We start from the raw sequence: 21,833 nt of genomic DNA on the forward strand, positions 1-21,833 counted from the left end.
TCTTTCTTATCGATAGACTCGTTGGCGTGTCGGGGTACCCCTGCGCACAGGAAGTGCCTGCTGCTGTCGAATCTGGTCGTAACAATAAATGGAATTATTGTGTTATGAATGATTTTGTCGCTTTAAGTCAGTATGTAGAGTTTAGTAAATTATTAAGTCAGGAAGATCTGCAAGGATTGCTGTTGCCTTATAAAGAATCTGAACACTATCTGGCTGCGCTCCGATATCACGCCAGTTGTATCGAGGCTCAGGACAGCCCTCGTATGCTGACGCCCCTGGCATTGCTGAAGCGCACGCTTGACTTGTTTCAAGCGAATAGCAGGCGACGCCGCGCTCCCAATTTACGGGTGAGCCCCGACAGCGCCGGAGGGCTGGCGGGGGCTCAAAGCAAGATAGAAGATTACGAAGCGCGCCTGCAGCATAGTCTCGAACTTCTGAAGCAACCTGCCACCGAAGTTCCAAAGAAATTGCATTTCGTCTGGCTGGGCGGAGGTTTGGGTGACATTCAATTGGACTATCTTCGCATCTGGAAAAAAACAATGCCCGACTTCTCTGTGAATGTCTGGCATGACCCGGACGGGTTATTAGTGCATGAAACCAATCGGATCATTGTCGAGGCGGCCAAAGCGGATACGTGGCTCAGCGAAGAAAACGCTGTTACATCAGCCAATGATCTGGCTGATCTCTATGAAGCGCGAGTAACGGCATTGAAACGCCAGATGTTCATGCATATCCAGCAGGCGCTTGAACAAGGTAAAAGTGCCGATGAGGCGCGTATCGATCTTTTGGTTAGTGGCTATGGTCGCGACGAAGCAGTCCTGCATGCGCTGAAGACAGAGAATGCCCAGGTCATGGGCAGTCTCAAAGAAGAAAATATCCAACTGCGCGATGTTCGAAAGCTTCAGACATTTTCTCGACTGGAAGATTTTTATAATCGTGAAATGTCCTTGCGCGGTAATCTCGCGGCCGCGTCGGACCTTGCGAGGTTGGTGGTGGTGCATGCCGAGGGTGGTGTCTACAGCGACGTGGATTTCTTGCCGCCACTGGCCAATGACCTGGCAGGTATCGAAGTCAATCAACTGATGCCCGACGCGCGGCTGGGTGTGTTGCAGTTGCTGTTAAACAATAACCCCCACTGGATGCCGGGTCGCGGGGCATTGCTCAATCGATACGAGGACTACAGCAAGCCTATTCCTGCGGAGCATCTCGAGGCGTTGGAACGATTCGCAAAAAGTGCCCCGCCGTTGGAGAAGGTATTTGTGCCGTTCACGCAGGGCAGCGCTCCGGCCGACAGTTTGCGATTGGCGAAAATTGAGGGGGGAGAGTCCAATGCGCTGATTGTCGCCCATCCCGGATCGGCGACATGCGAAGCCATCATCGAGCGCTTGCAGACTCACTATCAGGCGCTGCTCGCGGTCGAGCGAGAAGCCGGAAAGCGCAATATCGAATTTTTTCAGGCCGATCGCATATTCGAGCTCACCGGCGAAGTGCTCAAGGATGAATTCAATATCGTCAGCAATGAAGCGAGCATGGGTGAGGACCCAGCCACGAACTTATGCCTCGGGATCAGTGATTACTTCAGTGATGGCATTCGTCCGAAGAGTCAGGGCTCGATATTCCTGACGGGGCCGGGCGCTGTGCGAGCGGGTCTGCTGGAATATGCCCGCAGGTATTCCACGCCAAAAGTGGCTGAGCAGGTGCGCAAAGCCATTCGATTGAGCACCGGTTTCAACAACGCTACGGAGGAGGAGAAAGATCATTCATGGACGGAGAACGCTAAAAGCATCGACAACTGGTTCACGGCCGAAAAGGCTCGCTGGACCGAGGGGCGGATGCGAGCACGCTACGCAGCGGATTTAACAGAATTGCTCAAGTGGCGAAGCATCGATTTCCAGCAGGGCTGGCCGGTGATCGAAGGACGCCATGTGCTGTCCACCGATTTGTTGCAGCAACTGGCCGATAACCTCGGTGAGCCCTTCATGACGGCCATGAACCTTGGCCATACCGGTACAGTGACCTTCGACAGGCTCATTCCCCTGGGGTTTGATGACCGCCAGTCGATCGTTGCCCAAAGCGCCAGTGCGATGCCGCCAGCATCGTTGAGCGATTCACAGACGCAACCATTGACTGTCTCGCAAGTTCTGCACCAACTCGCCGAAGGTGACCTTGATGTCTCTCGGTTGAGCCCCTTGCAACGTCTGCAACTGGGGGCCTTGATCGGGGCAAAGGCGTTGGATAATCGCAGCTTCGAAACGGTTCGCCCGCAATTGGACAACTTGATCAATGGTTTCAGGAAACCTGGAACGGTCAACGATTACGCGACCATTGAGCGCGCATTGTTCGCTCATCAAGCGCCGGCATTCGTGGCGGGGTTGGCCAGCATGGCGGACGTTCTTCCCAGGCATGATGAAACCGCACTGGGCCTGAAGAAAATAAGCCTTGAACAACCGCTGACGTTACGTCAATGGGGCCAGCATGCTGCCCGTATCCAGCAGGCAGCGCTGCACGAGTATCGGGTCCGCGTCGTCATGCGGCTGAACGATATTCTGTCAGCGACTGATCCCGACAAGTTCAGGTCGGTACCGCAGGATCTGTTGCTCCAGGGGCCGGGCGATCGAGTGGCCGGGCGGTGTTATCCGTTATCCCTGGTGATGGCGGCAGCCTTTTCGAAGGGGCTGGGGGCGGTTAAAACCCTGTGCGATCGATTCGACCTGGCGATTGTCGAGCATGACACCCGTGATTCAGCGGTTTTCCTGCACAGTCTGGAGTCGATGCGTGACATGCGAGTTGGCGATGTAGGGAGTGCGCTGGCGCGCGCTGACCTGAAGGGGGTCGTCAGCATCCTGCTGAATAAGCCAACGGGTACGCTGATGCTCAATTCCGATAACCACGCCATGCTGGTCGCCAAGACGTCTGAAGGCAAAAGCAGTGCCTATCACTTCTACGATCCGAACTTCGGCGTGTTCGAGTTCGAAAGCGCAACAGATTTCGCCGAGGCGCTGGAGGCGTTTTTCGTCAAGCAAGGAATGGCCAGCCAATATGCCGCCTATGGTGATGCGGCTCGTCCCTCCTTCGACTTGATCGAGCTGGACGGCGCGCGAGTGACACGGGAGGTGTTACCCAATTCAGTGAGGGTTTCGGAACTGTTGCAACCCGACGCATTGCCAGGACAGTCGCAACGTTCGGTCAGGCAGCGCGTTGCCAGTGCCCGAGGGCAATCGTTGCAGGACAACCCGCGGCTGGGTAGTTGCCTGCTGACGTTGGATGGCCACTGGTGGGCGCAACAGATCGCCGAAACGGCCACTCACCTGCAGCAGATGAATAAGCTCAAGCCCGAACTCGCACCGTTGTTCGATACCCTGGAGGTCCTGTCGGACGGGACGTACCGGATGAGCATGATCGATCCCGCCGATTCTGAGCATCCCATCCAGATCCAGACGAATGACGCTCGTGTTTTGCGAATAAAGACCTACCTCACAGAACGTTTTTCAACGTTGGCCAACCACCCTACCGTTTCGAACGATCCCACGGCGGTGGGCAGCGTTCACACCTTGAACGCCGGTTTCGCCATACAAGCCTTGATGAACGCATTGAGGGGGCGGGAGGGGGACGCTCGCACGCTTTCCTGGGCGGTGCGATTGCATGCCTATGTCAACTACGCGCAATTAACACATGGCAACGTGACCGACATCGTCGAGCTGGTCGGTCTGATCCGCAAAGCGTTGGCGCAAGAGAAGCTGATTGCCAACACCGTCGCGCCAGTGGTCAAGGCCTCCGTGGGCACCACCGCGAGCGAAGCGACTGGAGGGCTCTTGCAGTTGGCGAATGTTGGGTTCGATATCTATCAATTAGCCAATGCAGACAGTGAAGTTGAACGTGCCCAGTTCGGCACCCAATTGGCTTTCGACTCGGCCGGGCTGGTGTTGTCGGGGGCGGCGTTAGGAGCCTCCGTGGTCGGCGCTGCGACAGCCGGGACGATGCTGGGTGGCGCTTCGGTGATACTGGGAGGGCTGGCGGTAGGGGTTGCGGCACTGGCCCAAGGATTCGCCACCATTGCCGAAGAAGCCAAGCAAGTCGGGCTGTTTTTCGATGAGGTGGAGCACGCCCATCTTCATCCCTTTAAGTTCAATGCTGGCTCGAACGCTTGGCTGCCGCGCCCGTCACTGATCGTCCAGACGGTGGACTTGGCTAGAGGCGTGCTGGTGCTGGACAGCCCTAAGTTGTATCCCCAGCGTGACCACCTTGGGGTACCGACGTTGGAATGGGATTACGAGCGAGCGATCAATATTCGTGAGGGGTTGAGACTGCCACATCAGGTCGGATTCGCACCGCCCGCCGGCCAGGGCATCGTTTTGCCCTGCACGCCACAGACTTGTTATTTATATGAATACAAGGCTCTGCCCGGCGCTACGACACGCAATGACAAAGGTTTTGACACGGGGCGACGTCTGGAAGAGAACACTGCCGGTAAGTGGCTGTTTGATTTCTGGGGGCCGTGGGAATACATAGTCCATCGCCTATTCAATCCTGACTTTCGGCCAACGCGGATCGATGTGGTACTCGATGACAATGCTCGTTCATTGGTTGTGCCAGTACTGCCTGCAAACTGGCATGGCCTGGTCTCTTATCAGATCCAGGGGGCAGGCAATCAATGCGCAGTGCGGCTCAATCCCGGCGTGAGCGTTACTTTCGATTCGGTGCGACCGTTGAACTCGAGTTGGGTACTCGATGCCCCTGGAGCGAAGGAAAGCGATATTCGGTTCGAGTCTTCCGGGAACAAAATCTCCATTGGTGAAATTGAGGTTTCCTTCACTGGAACAGGACAACACGGGGTTCTGATCCGGATCGGCACTGAGCAGCTATTTCAAGTGGATTGGAGCACGCGTCTGCTCAATGTTGTCGAGCAGGTGGTGCCATCGGGACTGGATCAACAGGTATTGCGGGAGCATCTCAAGGCCCTGAACCACCAGCATCGCCTGGTGGCGCCCTATACGCCGGTACATGATTATCTGGTTCCATTCGAAGACCCGAAAGAAAACCGACGCGTCATCGCCTGGTACGATGCAAAAGAGGACCGCTTTCTCTACATCCGTGACGAACTCGTAGGCGATGAGCCGACGTTTCTGGGGGCGGTAGTGAATGGTTATGCCTGGTTCTACGATCCGAAAGACCTAAGGATCTGCCAGGTCGATGCCACCACCGGCGTGCTGAGTCGGCTCTATTGGCTATGGGGATCCATGACTGAGGACGCGGTAATCAAAAGTGTCGAGGCAGACGCACAGGGGATCATCCATGTCGTACAGCACATCACTCGCAAGGGCGGGGTCCATGATGAGCTGGCCTATGTGATTTACGATGAGCAACTGCTGCTGACTTCAGTCATCCGAGACCTCGACACTGAGTTGGAAACGCTCCTGAGCGCCAGCCAACACTTGAGCGAATGGTCAAAAGTGCTCCCCGATGGCTACGTCTATGCGCCATCCTTCGGCAACGAGCACACCTACGAGACCGTCACTTGGCAACCGGCTCCCTTTGTAACCGTCTGTTGGAAGCCAGATGAAGCGTACCGGGATATGGCCTGGGTACGTCGCGACGACAATCTGATCATTCGTCCCGCCCCAAGACCCAGGCATCATCGTGGTTGGCCTGACTCCATAAAGCATATGACCGGGCTGAGGCTGTTGGCGCAAGCAGGGGAAGGCGATGCGTTTGCCATTTATGACGAAACTTACAAGGCCGTGTGCCGCAGGCAGCGAACTGTCGTGGACGGCATAGGACAGTGGTCCAACCGGTGGATGCAGACCGGGAACGTAAAGGAGGTTTTTGTTGCCCACCATGGATACGTGGCCGCGACTTTCGATGACGTGTTCTTTGACCTGACCAGCGAAGGAGCCTTGGTGCTGGGCGGCGTGAACAACCAGTGGTTCAAGAATCAAGAGCAGGCTTGGTGGCCTGCGTTGGAACCATTGGCCCGGCGGCATTCCATTGAACGCTTTGCTCTTATGGGCTTGACCGATTCCAGCGGTAAAACCAGCTTGTACGCCTGGTACATCGACAACCGGCTATTACTGGTGGATTCGAGGCAGGCAACGCAAGTCCGCCTGCTGGACGTAACGCCGGATGGCGAAGCTGCCTGGTTATTCGACGTTGAGAGGGGCGAGGTATTGCGCCAGTCCCTCATCGACCTGAAACAGGCAGGGGCCGCGTTCGGGCAAGGGTCGCGATTGCTACAGGCTGATGTATTGCTCGAGGCGGAGCGTGAGTGGGCGCCCTGGCGGTTTATCGGGCTGGTGGCCGATGGGCCGGGACTGCGAGGCGTCACCTATGAGGGGCTGGTGGTCAGACTGCGCGATCATGAGCCGGCAATGATCACTGGCGTCACCCATGAGTGGGTAGTCGCCCAGGGCGGTCATGAACAGGAGGCACTTGAGCGGCTGGCCAGCTCCCCGTCCCACAGCGCACTGCTGACGGTGGAGGAGCCCGACAACCTGACGTGGTTCGTCGCCCGGACCGGGCAGGTCATCCGAGTGCCCAAGGCGGCCCTTCCGGCCGCATATGAAGTGCTGGGAACCCAGCGGCGGAACAATGTATTACTTCGCGAAAGCAAGAAAGGGACATTGCTGACTTTTCCGCGGGAGGGGCAAGCTGGGCCGCTCAACTATGCCCAGCGCAAAGGCGAAGTAATGGTCGTCGAGAGCCAGGGAACCCTCCTCGATGATCTCCTGGCAGTGATGCCTGACGATGTCACCACCGTGGTCTTGCGCGTGGGTCAAGGTGCGGTGACTTACCGATTATCGAAATCGGCCTGGCGGCGGGTTGGGTCGGTCATTCTCGACTGCCGGCATTCGCTGGGCGACGTGGCGACAACGCCCGGCAAGGTGATCTGGGAACTCGAAGAGCCCGACCAATTGCTGTTGAGCCATGTCGATGAGCATTTGGTGATCATTGACCCGAACAGCGGATGCAGTGTGGTCTGTCGTGAAGTGTTTGCCACTGATGTCAACTTACGTGGCGAGGTCGTGCTCGACTTCGGTGCGAACCGACACTATGCCGTTTCGACGCTCGTAGCGCGGTTAGGCGCTTTGCCAGACATTCAGAGCGTTACTACGCTGGAGGAACTTTTGGAGTTGTCGCTGGAAACAATATGAGTTGATCGTCCTGCGCGCCGGAAGAAATAAAAGGGTTGCAGCTGCGACCCTTTTATTTGCGCGTCAGATTGGGCGGTTTTTTCGCAAGTCAAAGCGCTTCATGAGTTTTCCACTCGACTTCTGTTTAAGATAAGCTCTGACTCGATCCATTTCGTTTCGGTCAAGCCTCATGTATGCCTTGTGCTGGATGATCGTTGCGGAGTGTTCTTCCAGACTCCAGAATAAAAAACTGCTTTTTCTTTTGCTTACCCTCAGCTCAAGCTTGTAAAAGGCGATATGGAGGTTGCCATCCGAGTCGTAGCGCGCCGGGACAATCTGGAATGACTCACCTTGTCGGCTTTCTGAATCGAACGAGAGCATGGCCGGGTTATTGGATTTCATTGCATCCAACGTATCGATCATCGCATTGGCCTGTCGAAAATCCTTCATGGCGTCGGCGCTTTCCACCAGGAAGTCCGCTACCGAATTCGCAACGACATGTCGTGTACTGGTAAAGGTTGAGTCCTGATACAGCGACCACCCCATGTATCTCATGGTGTAGATATAGTATTCAAACCAGTTTTTCTGATCGCTGTAACGATCATGTTCGATGTCGGCGGATAGAGTTGCAAGGTGGTTGGAGATGGCTATGTCATCGTGCTCTTGGGGTAAAAATTCTCCTATGTATGAAAACATATTCAGGCCTGTTACCAGTCCGCTTAAGGGTGGGTTGTCCATAAAGATAGTTCCGTTATTAGTTGAGTCTGCATCAATACAGTAACGGTAGCGATCTTCAAGAAAGTTGGGCGATTTATTGGTTTCCAAGTATTTGGGTCGCGCTGTGGGCGTGGGGCTGCTACATATGCTGTATCTAGTTTTGTTTGTTGTATCGGATTCGACAATTTAGATTGTTGCTTGGCCGCAGGAGCGGTCGTTTAAATTTAACTAAGGAAGTGTTATGGAACGTTTTGAAAGTGAGCTGAGTACCGAACACAGTGTTGAGTTGATCGCTGCGCGTATCGACAGGCGCAAGGCCGGGGTTTCTGCCAGCCGGCGTGTGCGCAGGTCGGTCATGCAGTCGGTGCAGGACAATCCAACGAAGGAAATGGACGCGCTGATGCTAGGTGATGCACTGGTAGGCTACGGCAATAACATGTCGCTCAATAACATGGCGATCATGGAGAACATCATGACCATGTCGATCATGGAGGCCAACGATCTTGTACCAGGCGGCAAAAACACCCATGCGTGGTACATGGAATTCATCAAATGCTTGCAAGACCTCGGATGTTTCATCTCGGATGATGGTTACTCGCGTTATACCGAGAGCTCCCTGCAGGTGGACATGGACTTGGTGATCAAGGATATCGTCAAAGGGATCATCGACGGCGTGAAAGCGAGCGTTCCAGCGGCGTCGGTGCTGGGCACGGTGGTCAGCACCACGATCGACGGTTTGAAACAGGACGAGGGAGCCCTCAATCTGTTCGGCACCCAAGCCCAGTCGGCCGATGGCGCACGGTTGTCTGTCATCCCTTGCGAGCAATTGTCCAACGGTATCCTGATCGCCTCCTCCAGTTCGATCAGACAGACCGGCACTTCAAGTAACGGAGGTGTTCTTTTCGTGAACTGGCGTGCTTCGGCGCGGGAGATTTTCCGTGGCAAGTCGTACGTGACCTTTAATCCTGCGAGTTACGAGCACTTCAGGCAGCTGATTGAAGAATATCTGGGCGAGCATCGCCGGGAGGTTCTGAGCAACCGCTTCAGCCGTCGCAAACGGGCCTGAATCACCACGGCCGAGCTTATGGCACCAGATAGCCTCTCACTCCCGTAAAGATGATCTGCGCCGCCAGGGCGCAGACAAACAGCCCCATCAACCGGCTGACAATCTGCAAGCCCTGGTCGCCCAGAATCCGCTCGATGCGGCTGGACAGATAAAGCACCACGCCCACGGTGAAACTCGCCAAGGCGATACTGATGATGGCCATGAGTTTGTCGTCCCAGTGCGGCTGGCTCACGCCCATCACCAGCAGGGCACCGATGGTGCCAGGGCCGACGGTCAAGGGGATGGTCAGCGGGACGATGGTCACGTCCTGCTGGACATTGTCGGTCTGAACCGCCGACTTGCCCTGGGCCATGCCCAGCGCCGAAATAAACAACACGCTGCCGGCGCCAATGCGGAACGCGTCCACGGTGATGCCGAACACGCTGAAAATCACCCTGCCAAACAAGTACAGCAATACGCTCGAGACCAGCGTCGCGGTCGCGACCTTCCAGGCCAGGCGACGCTGTTCCTTGCGCGAGTAGCCTCGAGTCAAGCCGATAAAACACGACAGTACGAAGAAGGGGCTGTAGAGCACCAACATTTTCAGGTAAACGCTGAACAGCACATGGAGCATGGTCAAGGCTCAGTACGAAGGAAGACGACGGGAGTCTATCAGGCGCTTCGGCGTCTGTCGGCTCAGGACGTTTGCGCCGTGTGGTTCTGCTGGTCGCGCTGGGCCACCCAGTGTTCGATCAGTTCGCGCAGCTGCGACAGCTCCACCGGCTTGGCCATGTGTCCGTCCATTCCGGCTTGGCGGGCGCGCTCCTTGTGTTCGGCCAGGATGTGAGCGGTGAGCGCTACCACGGGGGTACGTGTCCGTTGGTTTCCCATTTCCCAGGCCCGCAGTTGCTGGGTGGCGGAAAAACCGTCGAGGATCGGCATCTCGCAATCCATCAGGACCAGGTCGTAGCGGTGCTCCTTCATGGCCTTGAGCGCTTCTTCGCCATTGCTGGCAGTGTCGGGTTGCAGGTTGAGCTTGCCGAGCATGCCGCGGATGACTTTGGTGGAAATACTGTTGTCTTCGGCCACCAGGATGCGGAAGTCGCTGGGTACCTTTACCGTAACGGGAGGGCCGGCGTTGACCGGGATGTTCGGCGCCTGGCCTTTGTTGCGCTGGTTCAGTTCGTCCGCCAGGGTGGTCTTGAGTGTATAGCCGGCCACCGGTTTGGCAAGGATGCGCTTGACCCCGCTGTTGCGCGCCACAACCTTGCTCGGGGCGTTGCTGATGCCGGTCAGCATGATCAGCAGGATGTCGTGGTTCAGGCTCGGGTCTTCCTTGATCTTGGCAGCCAGTTGCATGCCAGTCATGCCAGGCATGTTCTGGTCCAGCAACACCACGTCGAAATAATCTCGCAGGTGAGCCTTGGTACGCAGCAGCGCCAGGGCTTCCTTTCCCGAGGGAACCGCGCTGACATTCAGGCCCCAGGCGCTGCATTGCTGGACCAGCACCTTGCGGCAGGTATCGTTGTCATCGACGACCAACACACGTGCCCCTTGCAGCGGGCCGTCGAGGTCGGAGGTCGGGTGCTCAAGGCGATCCGGGTCCAGCGGCAAGGTCAGCCATAAGGTACTGCCCTGGTTGCTGCCGCTCTTGATGCCGAATTCGCCATGCATCAGCATGATCAACTGGCGCGCGATGACCAGGCCCAGGTTGCCACCCAGCCGCGTGGCCGAGAGGACATTCTTGCTGTGCAGTTCGGCGTGCATCAGCATGTCGCGCTCTTCGGCGTCCATGGGCGATCCGCTGTCCTGCACTGCGATGCGCAGGCGTGGCTTATCGCTGCGCTCGTCGAGGGCGACGACGATCAATACCTCGCCTTCATCGGTTTTCTTCAAGGCATTTTCCAGCAGGCTCAGCAGCGCCTGGCGCAGCCGTGTCGGATCGCCGCTGATCACCCGCGGTACCTGGGGCTGGATGAAACTGATCAGCTCGACATTTTGCTGTTCGGCTTTGGCGCGGAAGATACTCAGGCAGTCCTCGATCAGTGCGTTGAGGTCAAACTGCACATCGTCCAATTCGATCTGACCCGACTCGAGACGGGAAATGTCGAGGATTTCGTTGATCAGGGTGAGCAGTTCATTGCCGGCGCTATGGATTGTCTGTACGTAATCGCGCTGCTTGACCGATAGCGGCGTGCCTAGCAGCAGTTCCGTCATGCCCAGCACGCCGTTCATCGGAGTGCGGATCTCATGGCTGATCTTGGCCAGGAATTCAGCCTTGGCGTTGATCTCGGCGTTACTTGCCGCCAGGTCGCGGCTGATACTGAAGCGACTTTCGTTTATCGATCGCTGTCGCTCGCCTAACGCGACGCTCATCAGCAGGCCGCTGATGCAGATGATTACCAGCAGCGTGACGATCAGTCCCTGGGGGGCGACTTCCGTCAATCCTTGCAGCGCCGGGAGAATGATCAGCGTACCCAGGTTGAACACCACCATGGCGGCGACAAACAGCCGTGCCGGGCGATAGCCCTTCTGCCAATGCCAGGCGCTGACGAACAGCATGCTCAGACCGGCCAAGGCCACCAGTGCGTAGGTCATGATATTGAGCGGCAGCGTGTTGACGAACAGCAGCAACAGGCTGCACAGCATGATGAAGACAATTTCGCCCAGCAACAGCCGGTTCAGCGGATGCGATCCCAGCGGCGCGAAGTAGCGATAGGCGAACATCAAGCCACAGGGTGCTGTCAGCAGCAGGGCCAAGTAAGCACCTGGCGTCTGGATCGCCGGCCAGTTTGGCAGCCAGGCGCCGGCCAGGTTCAGCAGCAGGACCAGGCTGAGCATCAGCAGTCCTTCACAGGCCGCCAACCACAGGCAACTACGTGACCGGGTGTAGGCGTAGCGGGTGAGGTTGTGCAGGATCAGCATGGCGATGCAGCCGAATAGCAGCCCATAGATCAACGTCTGATTCTGGTCGGCTGCCGCCATGACGGCCGGTTGCAGGGTGACGTAGGGGCGCAGTTCGTAACGGGATGCCAGCCTCAGGTAGACGTCGAGGGTTTTATCGCTGCGAGGCAGTGCCAGTATGAAATCGCTGCTGGGCACGGGTTGTTCGAAGCTTGGCAGCGCATTGCCGTTGATCTGTTGATCAACCAGGGCATCGCCGTCCAGTACGTAGAGATTCAGGCGCAACAGGTCAGGCGCGAAAATGCGCAGTATCTGCTCATGCTTGTCGGGGGCCAGTCGGAAGCGCAGCCACAGGGCTCCACCCGGCTCGGCTGCCTTGAGGTGGTCCAGGTCAATGGGGCTGAATTGATTGGTATAGCGGGCTGAGCGGATGTCGCTCAGTTTCAGATCGCCCTGTTCGTCGAGCAATATCGCCCAGCCACTGCCGGGCGCGGCCAGGGCCGGGAGCACGCAGAGCAGCGTCAGCAGGGTAACGGTCAAGCCTATGGCAATCCTGAGCCAGCGCACGGCGAAATCCCTTCGTAGTTGATGCCAGATGATAACTATGCGCGGCGCCCGGTCAGCCAGGCAAGGGGCATGAGCCCTTGCCTGGCTGAATGGCCGGGTTATTCCAGGTTTTCGCCACGCTCGCGGGCAATGGCACGGTAGCCAATGTCCTTGCGGTAGAAACAGCCTTCCCAATCAATTTGCGCGGCAAGCTTGTAGGCTTGCTGCTGTGCGGCGTCGACACTGGCACCCATTGCCGTGGCGCACAATACGCGACCACCGGCGGTAACCACTTGGTCGTCCTTCAATGCCGTGCCAGCGTGGAACACCTTGCCTTCCAACTGGGCCGCGCCTTCCAGGCCGTTGATAACGCTGCCCTTGGCGTAGTCGCCGGGGTAGCCACCGGCTGCCAGTACAACGCCAACACTCGGACGCGGATCCCACTGGGCTTCTACTTTGTCCAGCGCCTGGGCCAAGGCGGCTTCCACCAGCAACACCAGGCTCGATTGCAGGCGCAGCATGACCGGCTGGGTCTCAGGATCGCCGAAACGGCAGTTGAATTCGATGACTTTTGGGTTACCAGCCTTGTCGATCATCAGGCCTGCATAGAGGAAACCGGTATAGACATTGGCTTCCTCGGCCATGCCGCGCACGGTTGGCCAGATCACCAGGTCCATTACGCGCTGATGTACGTCGGCGGTGACCACCGGAGCGGGAGAGTAGGCGCCCATGCCGCCGGTGTTCGGACCGCTGTCGCCGTCGCCGACACGTTTATGGTCCTGGCTGGTGGCCATTGGCAAGACATTCTTGCCGTCGACCATGACAATGAAACTGGCCTCCTCGCCGTCGAGGAACTCTTCGATCACGACGCGTGAACCGGCGTCACCGAAGGCATTGCCGGCGAGCATGTCGCGCACCGCGTCTTCGGCCTCGGCCAGGGTCATGGCAACGATCACGCCTTTGCCTGCGGCCAGGCCATCGGCCTTGATCACGATCGGTGCGCCTTTTTCACGCAGGTACGCCAGCGCTGGTTCGATTTCGGTGAAGTTCTGGTAGTCGGCGGTCGGGATCTTGTGGCGTGCCAGGAAGTCCTTGGTGAAGGCCTTGGAACCTTCCAGCTGCGCGGCGCCGGCAGTTGGGCCGAAGCAGTCCAGGCCGCGGGAGCGGAACAGATCGACTACGCCGGCGACCAGCGGTACTTCCGGGCCGACGATGGTCAGCGAAACGTTCTTCTCGGCGAAGTCGGCCAGTTGTTCCAGGGCCAGTACGTCGATGGCAACGTTTTCGCACTTGGCTTCGATGGCGGTGCCGGCATTGCCTGGCGCCACGAAAACCTTCTGCACGCGGGGATCCTGTGCCACTTTCCAGGCCAGGGCGTGTTCACGGCCACCGCTGCCAATGATCAAAACATTCATTTCAAAAACCTCGGATGACGCTGATTCTGTTCGGAACCTAGGGCGCTTTGCGCCGTAGGAGGTCGCAATGAAGTCGGTAGATGCAAGGCGGAGTCGACCTCGATGAGCGGAGTTGCCTTTTGGCAATGAGCATCATCGAGGTCGGCTCCAACGCAGCAGATGCCGGCTTCAGTGCGGCCGTTGTCTTGTTAGTGACGGAAGTGGCGCATGCCGGTGAACACCATGGCGATGCCGGCTTCATCAGCAGCAGCAATCACTTCTGCATCACGCATCGAACCGCCCGGCTGGATCACCGCGGTAATGCCGACCTTGGCCGCATTGTCGATACCGTCGCGGAACGGGAAGAACGCATCGGAGGCCATGACCGCGCCTTGTACCTGCAAGCCGGCGTGTTCAGCCTTGATCGCGGCGATGCGGGCCGAGTTCACGCGGCTCATCTGGCCGGCGCCGACGCCGATGGTCTGGCGGTTCTTGGCGTAGACGATGGCGTTCGACTTAACGTACTTGGCGACTTTCCAGGCAAAGATCAGATCATTGATTTCCTGTTCGCTCGGGGCGCGCTGGGTCACCACTTTCAAGTCTTCGCTGCCGATCATGCCGATGTCGCGGCCCTGGACCAGCAAGCCGCCATTGACGCGCTTGTAATCCCAGGCTGGCGCACGGTCAGTCGACCATTGGCCGCAGGCCAGCAGGCGCACGTTGGCTTTGGCGGCAACAATGGCGCGGGCCTCTTCGCTGACCGAAGGGGCGATGATCACTTCGACGAACTGACGCTCGACGATGGCCTTGGCGGTCTCGGCGTCCAGTTCACGGTTGAAGGCGATAATCCCGCCGAACGCCGACTCGGTGTCGGTGGCGTAGGCCAGTTCGTAGGCCTGGCGGATGCCGCCCTCGGCGTCCGGGCTGACCGCGACGCCGCACGGGTTGGCGTGCTTGACGATCACGCAGGCTGGCTTGACGAAGCTCTTGACGCATTCCAGCGCGGCATCGGTGTCAGCCACGTTGTTGAACGACAGTTCCTTGCCTTGCAACTGGGTGGCCGTGGCGATGCCGACTTCGGCAGGCTTGGCTTCCACGTAGAACGCCGCGCTCTGGTGCGGGTTCTCGCCGTAGCGCATTTCCTGGGCCTTGATGAATTGGGTATTGAAGGTTCGCGGAAATTCGCTGCGGCCTTCGGTGCTCAGGGTTTCGGCGGCCTGGTTCACGGTGCCCATATAGTTGGCGATCATGCCGTCGTAGGCGGCGGTATGTTCGAAGGCCTTGAGCATCAGGTCGAAACGCTGGGCGTAGGTCAGGCCGCCGGCCTTGAGACTCTCCAGCACACTGGCGTAGTCGCTGGCGTTGACCACGATGGCCACGTCTTTATGATTCTTGGCCGCCGAGCGGACCATGGTCGGGCCGCCGATGTCGATGTTCTCGATGGCGGTCGGCAGGTCGCAGCCGGGCTTGTTGATGGTGGCTTCGAACGGGTAGAGGTTGACCGCTACCAGGTCGATCGGCTTGATACCGTGCTCGTTCATGATGGCGTCATCGATGCCGCGACGACCGAGGATCCCGCCATGGATTTTCGGGTGCAGGGTCTTGACGCGACCGTCCATCATTTCCGCGAAACCGGTGTAGTCCGCGACTTCCACTGCCGCGACGCCGTTGTCCTGCAGCAACTTGAAGGTCCCGCCGGTAGAGAGGATCTCTACGCCCAACTGTTGCAGCTCGCGGGCGAATTCAAGGATCCCGGTCTTGTCGGAGACGCTGATCAAGGCGCGGCGGATCGGCAGGCGGGTAGTCTGGTCGGTCATTTCAAGTTCCATCAAAAGCAAGGGAAGTCAGCAAAAAAGGCGACCGTTTTTTACGCGGGCGCCTTTCTGGTTTGATTGAATGCTTACAGCAGATCGTACTGCTTGAGTTTCTTGCGCAGGGTGCCGCGGTTAAGGCCCAGCAGCTCACTGGCCTTGGTCTGGTTGCCCTTGACGTAGTTCATTACGCTTTCGAGCAGCGGCGCCTCGACTTCGGAAAGCACCAGGTTGTACACATCCGTGACGGCAGCGCCCTCAAGGTGGGCGAAATAATTGTGCAGCGCCTTCTCGACGCTCCCGCGAAGGGTCTGGCCTTCTTCGCTGGGCGTGTTGAGGTGCTGTTTCAAATTCACGTTGTCGCTCACGGGTGCTATTCCACTCACTAAAGTCTCGGTCATCATCGTCATGCGGCCACCCCTTCGTCCCCTGTCAGGCTCTTGTAACGTTCGGCGAAAAACGCCTGAACGTCGGCGCATTGTGCTTGCGTACCATCCAAACGATTGAAACGGGCGCGAAACTCCCTGGCGCCCGGCAGGGTTGCGAGATACCAGCCCACATGCTTGCGAGCGATGCGTACGCCCATGACTTCTCCATAGAAGGCATGCAGCGCGGCCAGATGCTCTAGCAGAATACGTTCCACCTCGGACAACATCGGCGCAGCGAGTTTTTCGCCGGTGCGCAGGTAGTGTTCGATTTCACGAAAAATCCATGGCCGCCCCTGGGCGGCCCGGCCAATCAACAGGCCATCGGCGCCGGTCGCGTCCAGCACGTACCGGGCCTTCTCGGGCGAGTCGACGTCGCCGTTGGCAAAGACCGGGATGGACACCGCCTGCTTGATCGCGGCAATCGTGTCGTACTCGGCTTCGCCGGTGTACAGGTCGGCACGGGTGCGGCCATGGACCGCCAGCGCCGTGATACCTGCCTGCTCGGCGATCTTCGCCACCGTCAGGCCGTTCTTGTTCTCCCGGTCCCACCCGGTGCGGATCTTCAGGGTCACCGGCACATCGACCGCGGCGACAACCGCCTGCAGGATCTCGGTGACCAGCGCTTCATCTTTCAACAGCGCCGAGCCAGCAGCCTTGTTGCAAACCTTCTTCGCCGGACAGCCCATGTTGATGTCGATGATCTGTGCCCCCAGTTCGACGTTGGCCCGGGCCGCCTCCGCCAGCATCTGTGCGTCGCCACCGGCAATCTGTACCGAGCGGGGCTCGGGATCGCCTTCGTGGATCATGCGCAGCCGCGATTTGCGGGTGTTCCACAAGCTCATGTCGCTGGTCACCATTTCCGAGACCACAAGGCCCGCACCCAATCGTTTGCACAACTGACGAAAGGGCTGGTCGGTGACGCCCGCCATGGGGGCGAGAACCAGACCGTTCTGCAATGTATATGGGCCGATGCGTACCGCCGACATAGGACTTCCCTGAAGTGGGGCCGGATCATGAGACTTCGAAAAAGGGTTGGCATGATACCCGCTCTCGATGACTGGATAAAGGTCGAATTGGATAAAATCTGAACAGCTATTTTGTTATCGCCAGCGGTTTGGTCTGGGTCAGGTGAGTCAGAAAGCTGTCGTCAATCGGCCGGCCCTGGCGGGCTTCATTCGGGCGAATGAAAGCTCAGGCTGTAGTTCACTGCTTTGGGGCCCGGGTCCAGGATATCCAACGCAATATGGATCGGCGTCTGCGGAGGCATTTCCCCCCGGCCTTCGAGGTCGCCGCCCAGGTACTCGCCTGGCTTGAAGCGACGGCTGGCGATCAGGTGACCATTGAGGTCGGCAAAACGCAGCTCCAGCAGTGGGAAGGGCTGGGAGAAGGGCGCGCGGTTGTAGATGATCGCGTCCACCACCAGGGCGCCGCTGAATTCCGGATGGCTTCGCACCACCAGGTTGCTGCTTTTGATCTTGGCAATATCGACCTTGGACGGCACGTCGCAGCCAATCGCCGGACAGGCTTGCAAGAACCAGGGGCGGTATTGGTCCTGGCGAGCCAGTTCTTCGAAATGGTACGCGATGTACTGACCGCCCAAGGCTGCGGCGGCAAGCAGTATCAACAGCCCCCAGAGCAGGCGACGGCCCCAGGGCGTGCGGCGCTTGCGCCAGTCCAATTGCAGCGGGTCGTCGTCCAGGTCGTGGAGGGCTTCGGCGCGTATCCCCGGTTCCTGGCGTTCCCGTGACTTGCGCAGCGGCACCGGTTGCTCGGGTTCGTCGTCGAGATCGTCAGTGGCGGACAGGCGTTCGAGGTGCTCGTGGGGTTCGTCGTCCAGCGTGAGGCTCAGCGGGGCGACAGGTTCGTCGTCCGGTTCCAGCGGCTCGAGCGCCAGCGACAAGGATGGTTCGGTCCGCGGCGGTCGCGCGGGTTCATGGGGCTCGAACGGCTCGAGGGGCGGCTGGATGGCGGCTTCGGCGCGTTCGGCGGGGGACTCGCTGTAGAGGCTGTCGGACCAGGGTTCCTGCTCGCTCGAAAGATGTTCGCGCTGGGCACTCAGGTTGTCTTCACGACGCCGGCCAAAGGTGTCTGGCGCTCGCTTGTCACGCCGTTCCAGGCGAGCCAGTTCCTTATCCAGGTCATCAAGGTCCAGCTCGGCGGCCGTCCATTGTTTCTGGCTGATGGCGCGCGGGGCTTCGACGGCAGGCTTGGCGGGCGAAACCGGCGGCGCGGCGACGTCCTTGACAGCGCGTTGCTCCAGCAATTGCCGGGCGGCATTGAACACTTGCAGACACGAGCCGCAACGAACCACTCCGCGTGCCACGCTCAATTGACCATGGCTGACGCGGAAACTGGTGTGGCAATGCGGGCATTGAGTGACGAAGCTGTCGGTCATGCGGCAATCCGGTTGATACAGGCGGCCATTCTAGCGCCGACGTCCGCTGATGCGCACCCAGCCATCGCGATTGGCGATCGGGTCCAAGTCAAAGTCCGCGGCATAAGCGGCGGCGACTTCCTCGCCCTGTTCGGCAAGGACGCCCGACAGCGCCAGGCGTCCGCCCGGCTTGACCAGGCTCGACAGTTGCGGCGCCAGGGATACCAGCGGACCGGCGAGGATATTGGCCACCAGTACGTCGGCCTGGACCTGTGGCAAGTCCTGCGGCAAGTACAGCGGGAACAGCGCTTCGGCAATGTCGTTGCGCCCGGCGTTGTCGCGGGAGGCTTCCAGGGCCTGGACATCGATGTCGGTGCCGACCGCTTCCCGGGCGCCCAGCAGGAGCGCGGCAATCGCCAGGATCCCCGAGCCACAGCCGAAGTCGAGTACGTTGCAGCCCTTCAGGTCCTGGCCGTCGAGCCACTCCAGGCACAGCGCGGTCGTCGGGTGAGTGCCGGTGCCGAACGCCAGGCCCGGGTCCAGCAGCAGGTTCACAGCATCCGGTTCCGGCGCGGCATGCCAGCTCGGGACGATCCACAGGCGCTGGCCAAAGCGCATCGGCTGGAAGTTGTCCATCCAGCTGCGCTCCCAGTCCTGGTCCTCGATCACTTCGCTGTGATGCTCAGGCAGCGGACTGCCGGTCAGCAACTCGAGATGGGCCAGCACGCTGGCCGCCTCAGTGCCGCCTTCGAACAGGGCCAGCAAATGGGTGTGGGACCACAGCGGGGTGGTATTGAGCTCCGGCTCGAAGATCGGCTGGTCTTCGGCGTCCATGAAGGTTACCGATACTGCGCCTACTTCAAGAAACGCGTCTTCGTAGGTTTCGGCTTGTTCCGGGCTGATGGCCAGGCGTACTTGCAGCCAAGGCATGGCGGGCACCTTTGAAAAAATCTACAGGGGGGCAGCACTGGGCTGCAAAGGCGCGCAGTGTACGCCAGGTCGCCGTCAAAGTGGATAAGCGTCCTGGCGCGCTCAAAAACAAAGACCCCGGCCAATGGACCGGGGTCTTTTTACATCACGCGAAACATCAGTGCTGGTTGCCCAGCTTGTGTTCCAGGTAATGGATGTTGACGCCGCCTTTGCAGAAACCTTCGTCGCGGACCAGGTCGCGGTGCAGCGGGATGTTGGTCTTGATCCCGTCTACCACGATTTCGTCCAGCGCATTGCGCATGCGCGCCATGGCTTCTTCACGGGTTGCCCCGTAGGTGATCAGCTTGCCAATCAGCGAGTCGTAGTTCGGTGGAACGGCATAACCGCTGTACAGGTGCGAATCGACGCGAACGCCGTTGCCGCCTGGAGCGTGGAAATGCTTGACCGTGCCTGGGCTTGGCATGAAGGTTTTCGGGTCTTCGGCGTTGATCCGGCATTCCAGCGAATGGCCGCGAATCACTACGTCATCCTGGGTGAACGACAGCTTGTTGCCGGCGGCGATGCTGAGCATCTCCTTGACGATGTCGATACCGGTGACCATTTCCGAGACCGGGTGCTCGACCTGGACGCGGGTGTTCATTTCGATGAAGTAGAAACTGCCGTTCTCGTACAGGAACTCGAAAGTGCCGGCACCACGGTAGCCGATGTCGATGCACGCCTTGACGCAGCGTGCCAGGACTTCTTCACGAGCCTGCTCGTCGATGCCCGGTGCCGGCGCTTCTTCGAGGACCTTCTGGTGACGACGTTGCAGCGAGCAATCGCGGTCGCCCAGATGGATCGCCTGGCCCTGGCCGTCGGACAGCACCTGGACTTCGACGTGACGTGGGTTGGTCAGGAATTTTTCCAGGTAGACCATCGGGTTGCCGAACGCCGCGCCTGCTTCGGAGCGGGTCAGTTTCGCCGAGGAAATCAGGTCTTCTTCCTTGTGCACCACGCGCATGCCGCGACCACCGCCGCCGCCAGCGGCCTTGATGATCACCGGATAACCGACTTCGCGACCGATGCGCAAAGCGGTTTCTTCGTCTTCAGGCAGCGGGCCGTCGGAGCCCGGAACGGTCGGTACGCCGGCGGCGATCATGGCGTGCTTGGCCGAAACCTTGTCGCCCATCAGGCGAATGGTGTCGGCTTTCGGGCCAATGAAGGCAAAACCGGAGTTTTCCACCTGCTCGGCGAAGTCGGCATTTTCCGCCAGGAAACCGTAGCCTGGGTGAATGGCGGTGGCGCCGGTCACTTCGGCAGCGGCGATGATCGCCGGGATGTGCAGGTAGGAGTGCGCAGCCGACGCTGGACCGATGCAGACGGATTCATCCGCCAGGCCCAGGTGCATCAGTTCTTTGTCGGCCTTGGAGTAAACGGCGACGGTCTTGATGCCCATCTCTTTGCAGGCACGCAGAATCCGCAGAGCGATCTCACCGCGGTTAGCGATCAGGACTTTTTCCAACTTCGCAGTCATCAAAGGCTCTCCGCGGTTCAAACGATGGTGAACAGCGGTTGGTCGTACTCAACCGGCTGGCCGTCTTCGACGAGGATGGACTCGATCACACCGCTGGTTTCAGCTTCGATGTGGTTCATCATCTTCATGGCTTCGACGATGCACAGGGTGTCGCCTTTCTTCACGGTCTGGCCAACTTCAACGAAGGACGGCGAGGATGGCGAAGACTTGCGATAGAACGTGCCCACCATTGGCGAACGAGCGACAGTGCCGTTGAGCACGGGGGCTGTCGGGGTGGCTGGTGCTGCCGCAACCGGGGCTGCTGCTGGAGCAGGTGCGGCGGCAGGAGCCTGCATCGGTGCCGGTGCATAGAACTGCTGGGCCGGGGTCTTGCTGTGGCGGCTGATGCGTACGGACTCTTCGCCTTCCTTGATCTCGAGCTCGTCGATGCCGGACTCTTCCAGCAATTCGATCAGTTTCTTAACTTTACGGATATCCATGAATCATCAACTCCCAAGGGTCGGTCAGGGGCGTTTAACGCTTGTTTTTCAAGCTGTTGCCTGTTTTTCAAGCTGCTCTAGGGCGGCCTCCAGGGCCAGTCGGTAACCGCTGGCGCCAAGGCCGCAGATCACTCCCACCGCTACATCGGAGAAGTAGGAGTGATGGCGGAAAGGTTCGCGTTTGTGCACGTTGGACAAATGCACTTCGATGAATGGGATGCTCACTGCCAGCAGCGCGTCACGTAATGCGACGCTTGTATGTGTAAAAGCTGCAGGATTGATCAAAATGAAGTCCACGCCTTCGCCGCGCGCGGCATGGATGCGGTCGATCAATTCGTATTCGGCGTTGCTTTGCAGATACAGCAAATGATGGCCGGCATTGCGGGCCCGCTGTTCCAGGTCCTGGTTGATCTGGGCCAGTGTCACGGCGCCATAGACGCCCGGTTCACGGGTGCCAAGCAGGTTCAGGTTGGGTCCATGCAGGACCAAAAGGGTCGCCATCTGCTGTTCCTTGTTATCTGTGAGCAGGTGTCAGAACCCGGCGACTATGCCGCAAAGCCTTTAT

The 21,833-nt window shown here is 58.9% G+C and carries 14 protein-coding genes; 2 read left to right on the forward strand and 12 right to left on the reverse strand.

Features of this window, described 5'->3' with window-relative positions; translation table 11 throughout:
* Window positions 1-104: 104 nt before the first annotated feature.
* Window positions 105-7,148: a TcdA/TcdB pore-forming domain-containing protein gene (locus HU742_RS20320; RefSeq protein WP_186644301.1), complete on the forward strand. Its 7,044-nt coding sequence runs from the start codon at window positions 105-107 to the stop codon at window positions 7,146-7,148.
* Between the two features lie 63 nt (window positions 7,149-7,211).
* Here the strand turns inward: HU742_RS20320 and HU742_RS20325 are convergent, their stop codons facing one another.
* Window positions 7,212-7,865 carry a hypothetical protein gene (locus HU742_RS20325; RefSeq protein WP_186644300.1) on the reverse strand — a complete coding sequence of 218 codons (654 nt, stop codon included), beginning with the start codon at window positions 7,863-7,865 and terminating at the stop codon, window positions 7,212-7,214.
* A gap of 220 nt (window positions 7,866-8,085) precedes the next feature.
* Between HU742_RS20325 and HU742_RS20330 the strand changes: the two genes are divergently transcribed.
* On the forward strand, window positions 8,086-8,910 hold the full coding sequence (locus tag HU742_RS20330; RefSeq protein WP_186644299.1) for a hypothetical protein: 825 nt from the start codon (window positions 8,086-8,088) through the stop codon (window positions 8,908-8,910).
* A gap of 16 nt (window positions 8,911-8,926) precedes the next feature.
* On the opposite strand, the gene HU742_RS20335 is transcribed toward HU742_RS20330, so the two are convergent.
* From HU742_RS20335 to aroQ, 11 genes are all read right to left on the reverse strand, one after another.
* Window positions 8,927-9,523 carry a MarC family protein gene (locus HU742_RS20335; protein ID WP_014336378.1) on the reverse strand — a complete coding sequence of 199 codons (597 nt, stop codon included), beginning with the start codon at window positions 9,521-9,523 and terminating at the stop codon, window positions 8,927-8,929.
* Window positions 9,524-9,585: 62 nt separating this feature from the next.
* Window positions 9,586-12,360: a hybrid sensor histidine kinase/response regulator gene (locus HU742_RS20340; RefSeq protein ID WP_186644298.1), complete on the reverse strand. Its 2,775-nt coding sequence runs from the start codon at window positions 12,358-12,360 to the stop codon at window positions 9,586-9,588.
* A gap of 98 nt (window positions 12,361-12,458) precedes the next feature.
* On the reverse strand, window positions 12,459-13,754 hold the full coding sequence (purD, locus tag HU742_RS20345; RefSeq protein WP_186644297.1) for a phosphoribosylamine--glycine ligase: 1,296 nt from the start codon (window positions 13,752-13,754) through the stop codon (window positions 12,459-12,461).
* Between the two features lie 188 nt (window positions 13,755-13,942).
* Window positions 13,943-15,550 carry a bifunctional phosphoribosylaminoimidazolecarboxamide formyltransferase/IMP cyclohydrolase gene (gene purH / locus HU742_RS20350; protein WP_186638618.1) on the reverse strand — a complete coding sequence of 536 codons (1,608 nt, stop codon included), beginning with the start codon at window positions 15,548-15,550 and terminating at the stop codon, window positions 13,943-13,945.
* Window positions 15,551-15,633: 83 nt separating this feature from the next.
* Window positions 15,634-15,954, reverse strand: coding sequence for a DNA-binding transcriptional regulator Fis (gene fis, locus HU742_RS20355; protein WP_186610807.1), 321 nt, complete (start codon window positions 15,952-15,954; stop codon window positions 15,634-15,636).
* Window positions 15,951-16,958, reverse strand: coding sequence for a tRNA dihydrouridine synthase DusB (gene dusB / locus HU742_RS20360; RefSeq protein ID WP_186638620.1), 1,008 nt, complete (start codon window positions 16,956-16,958; stop codon window positions 15,951-15,953). Before dusB ends, fis begins: the two co-directional genes overlap by 4 nt.
* A 185-nt stretch (window positions 16,959-17,143) precedes the next feature.
* The gene (locus tag HU742_RS20365) at window positions 17,144-18,367 is read right to left on the reverse strand and encodes a DUF3426 domain-containing protein (protein ID WP_186638627.1); all 1,224 of its coding nucleotides are present in this window, start codon (window positions 18,365-18,367) and stop codon (window positions 17,144-17,146) included.
* Window positions 18,368-18,397: 30 nt separating this feature from the next.
* Entirely contained in the window at window positions 18,398-19,276 is an 879-nt protein-coding gene (prmA, locus tag HU742_RS20370) for a 50S ribosomal protein L11 methyltransferase (RefSeq protein WP_186644296.1), read from the reverse strand.
* Window positions 19,277-19,433: 157 nt separating this feature from the next.
* Window positions 19,434-20,789, reverse strand: coding sequence for an acetyl-CoA carboxylase biotin carboxylase subunit (gene accC, locus HU742_RS20375; protein WP_186638631.1), 1,356 nt, complete (start codon window positions 20,787-20,789; stop codon window positions 19,434-19,436).
* Window positions 20,790-20,806: 17 nt separating this feature from the next.
* Complete coding sequence (gene accB / locus HU742_RS20380; RefSeq protein ID WP_186638633.1) at window positions 20,807-21,268, reverse strand: acetyl-CoA carboxylase biotin carboxyl carrier protein; 462 nt, start codon at window positions 21,266-21,268, stop codon at window positions 20,807-20,809.
* 48 nt (window positions 21,269-21,316) lie between these two features.
* On the reverse strand, window positions 21,317-21,769 hold the full coding sequence (gene aroQ / locus HU742_RS20385) for a type II 3-dehydroquinate dehydratase (protein ID WP_018605716.1): 453 nt from the start codon (window positions 21,767-21,769) through the stop codon (window positions 21,317-21,319).
* Between the last annotated feature and the right edge of the window lie 64 nt (window positions 21,770-21,833).

The organism is Pseudomonas marvdashtae (genome assembly GCF_014268655.2).
Classification (GTDB): Bacteria; Pseudomonadota; Gammaproteobacteria; order Pseudomonadales; family Pseudomonadaceae; genus Aquipseudomonas; species Aquipseudomonas marvdashtae.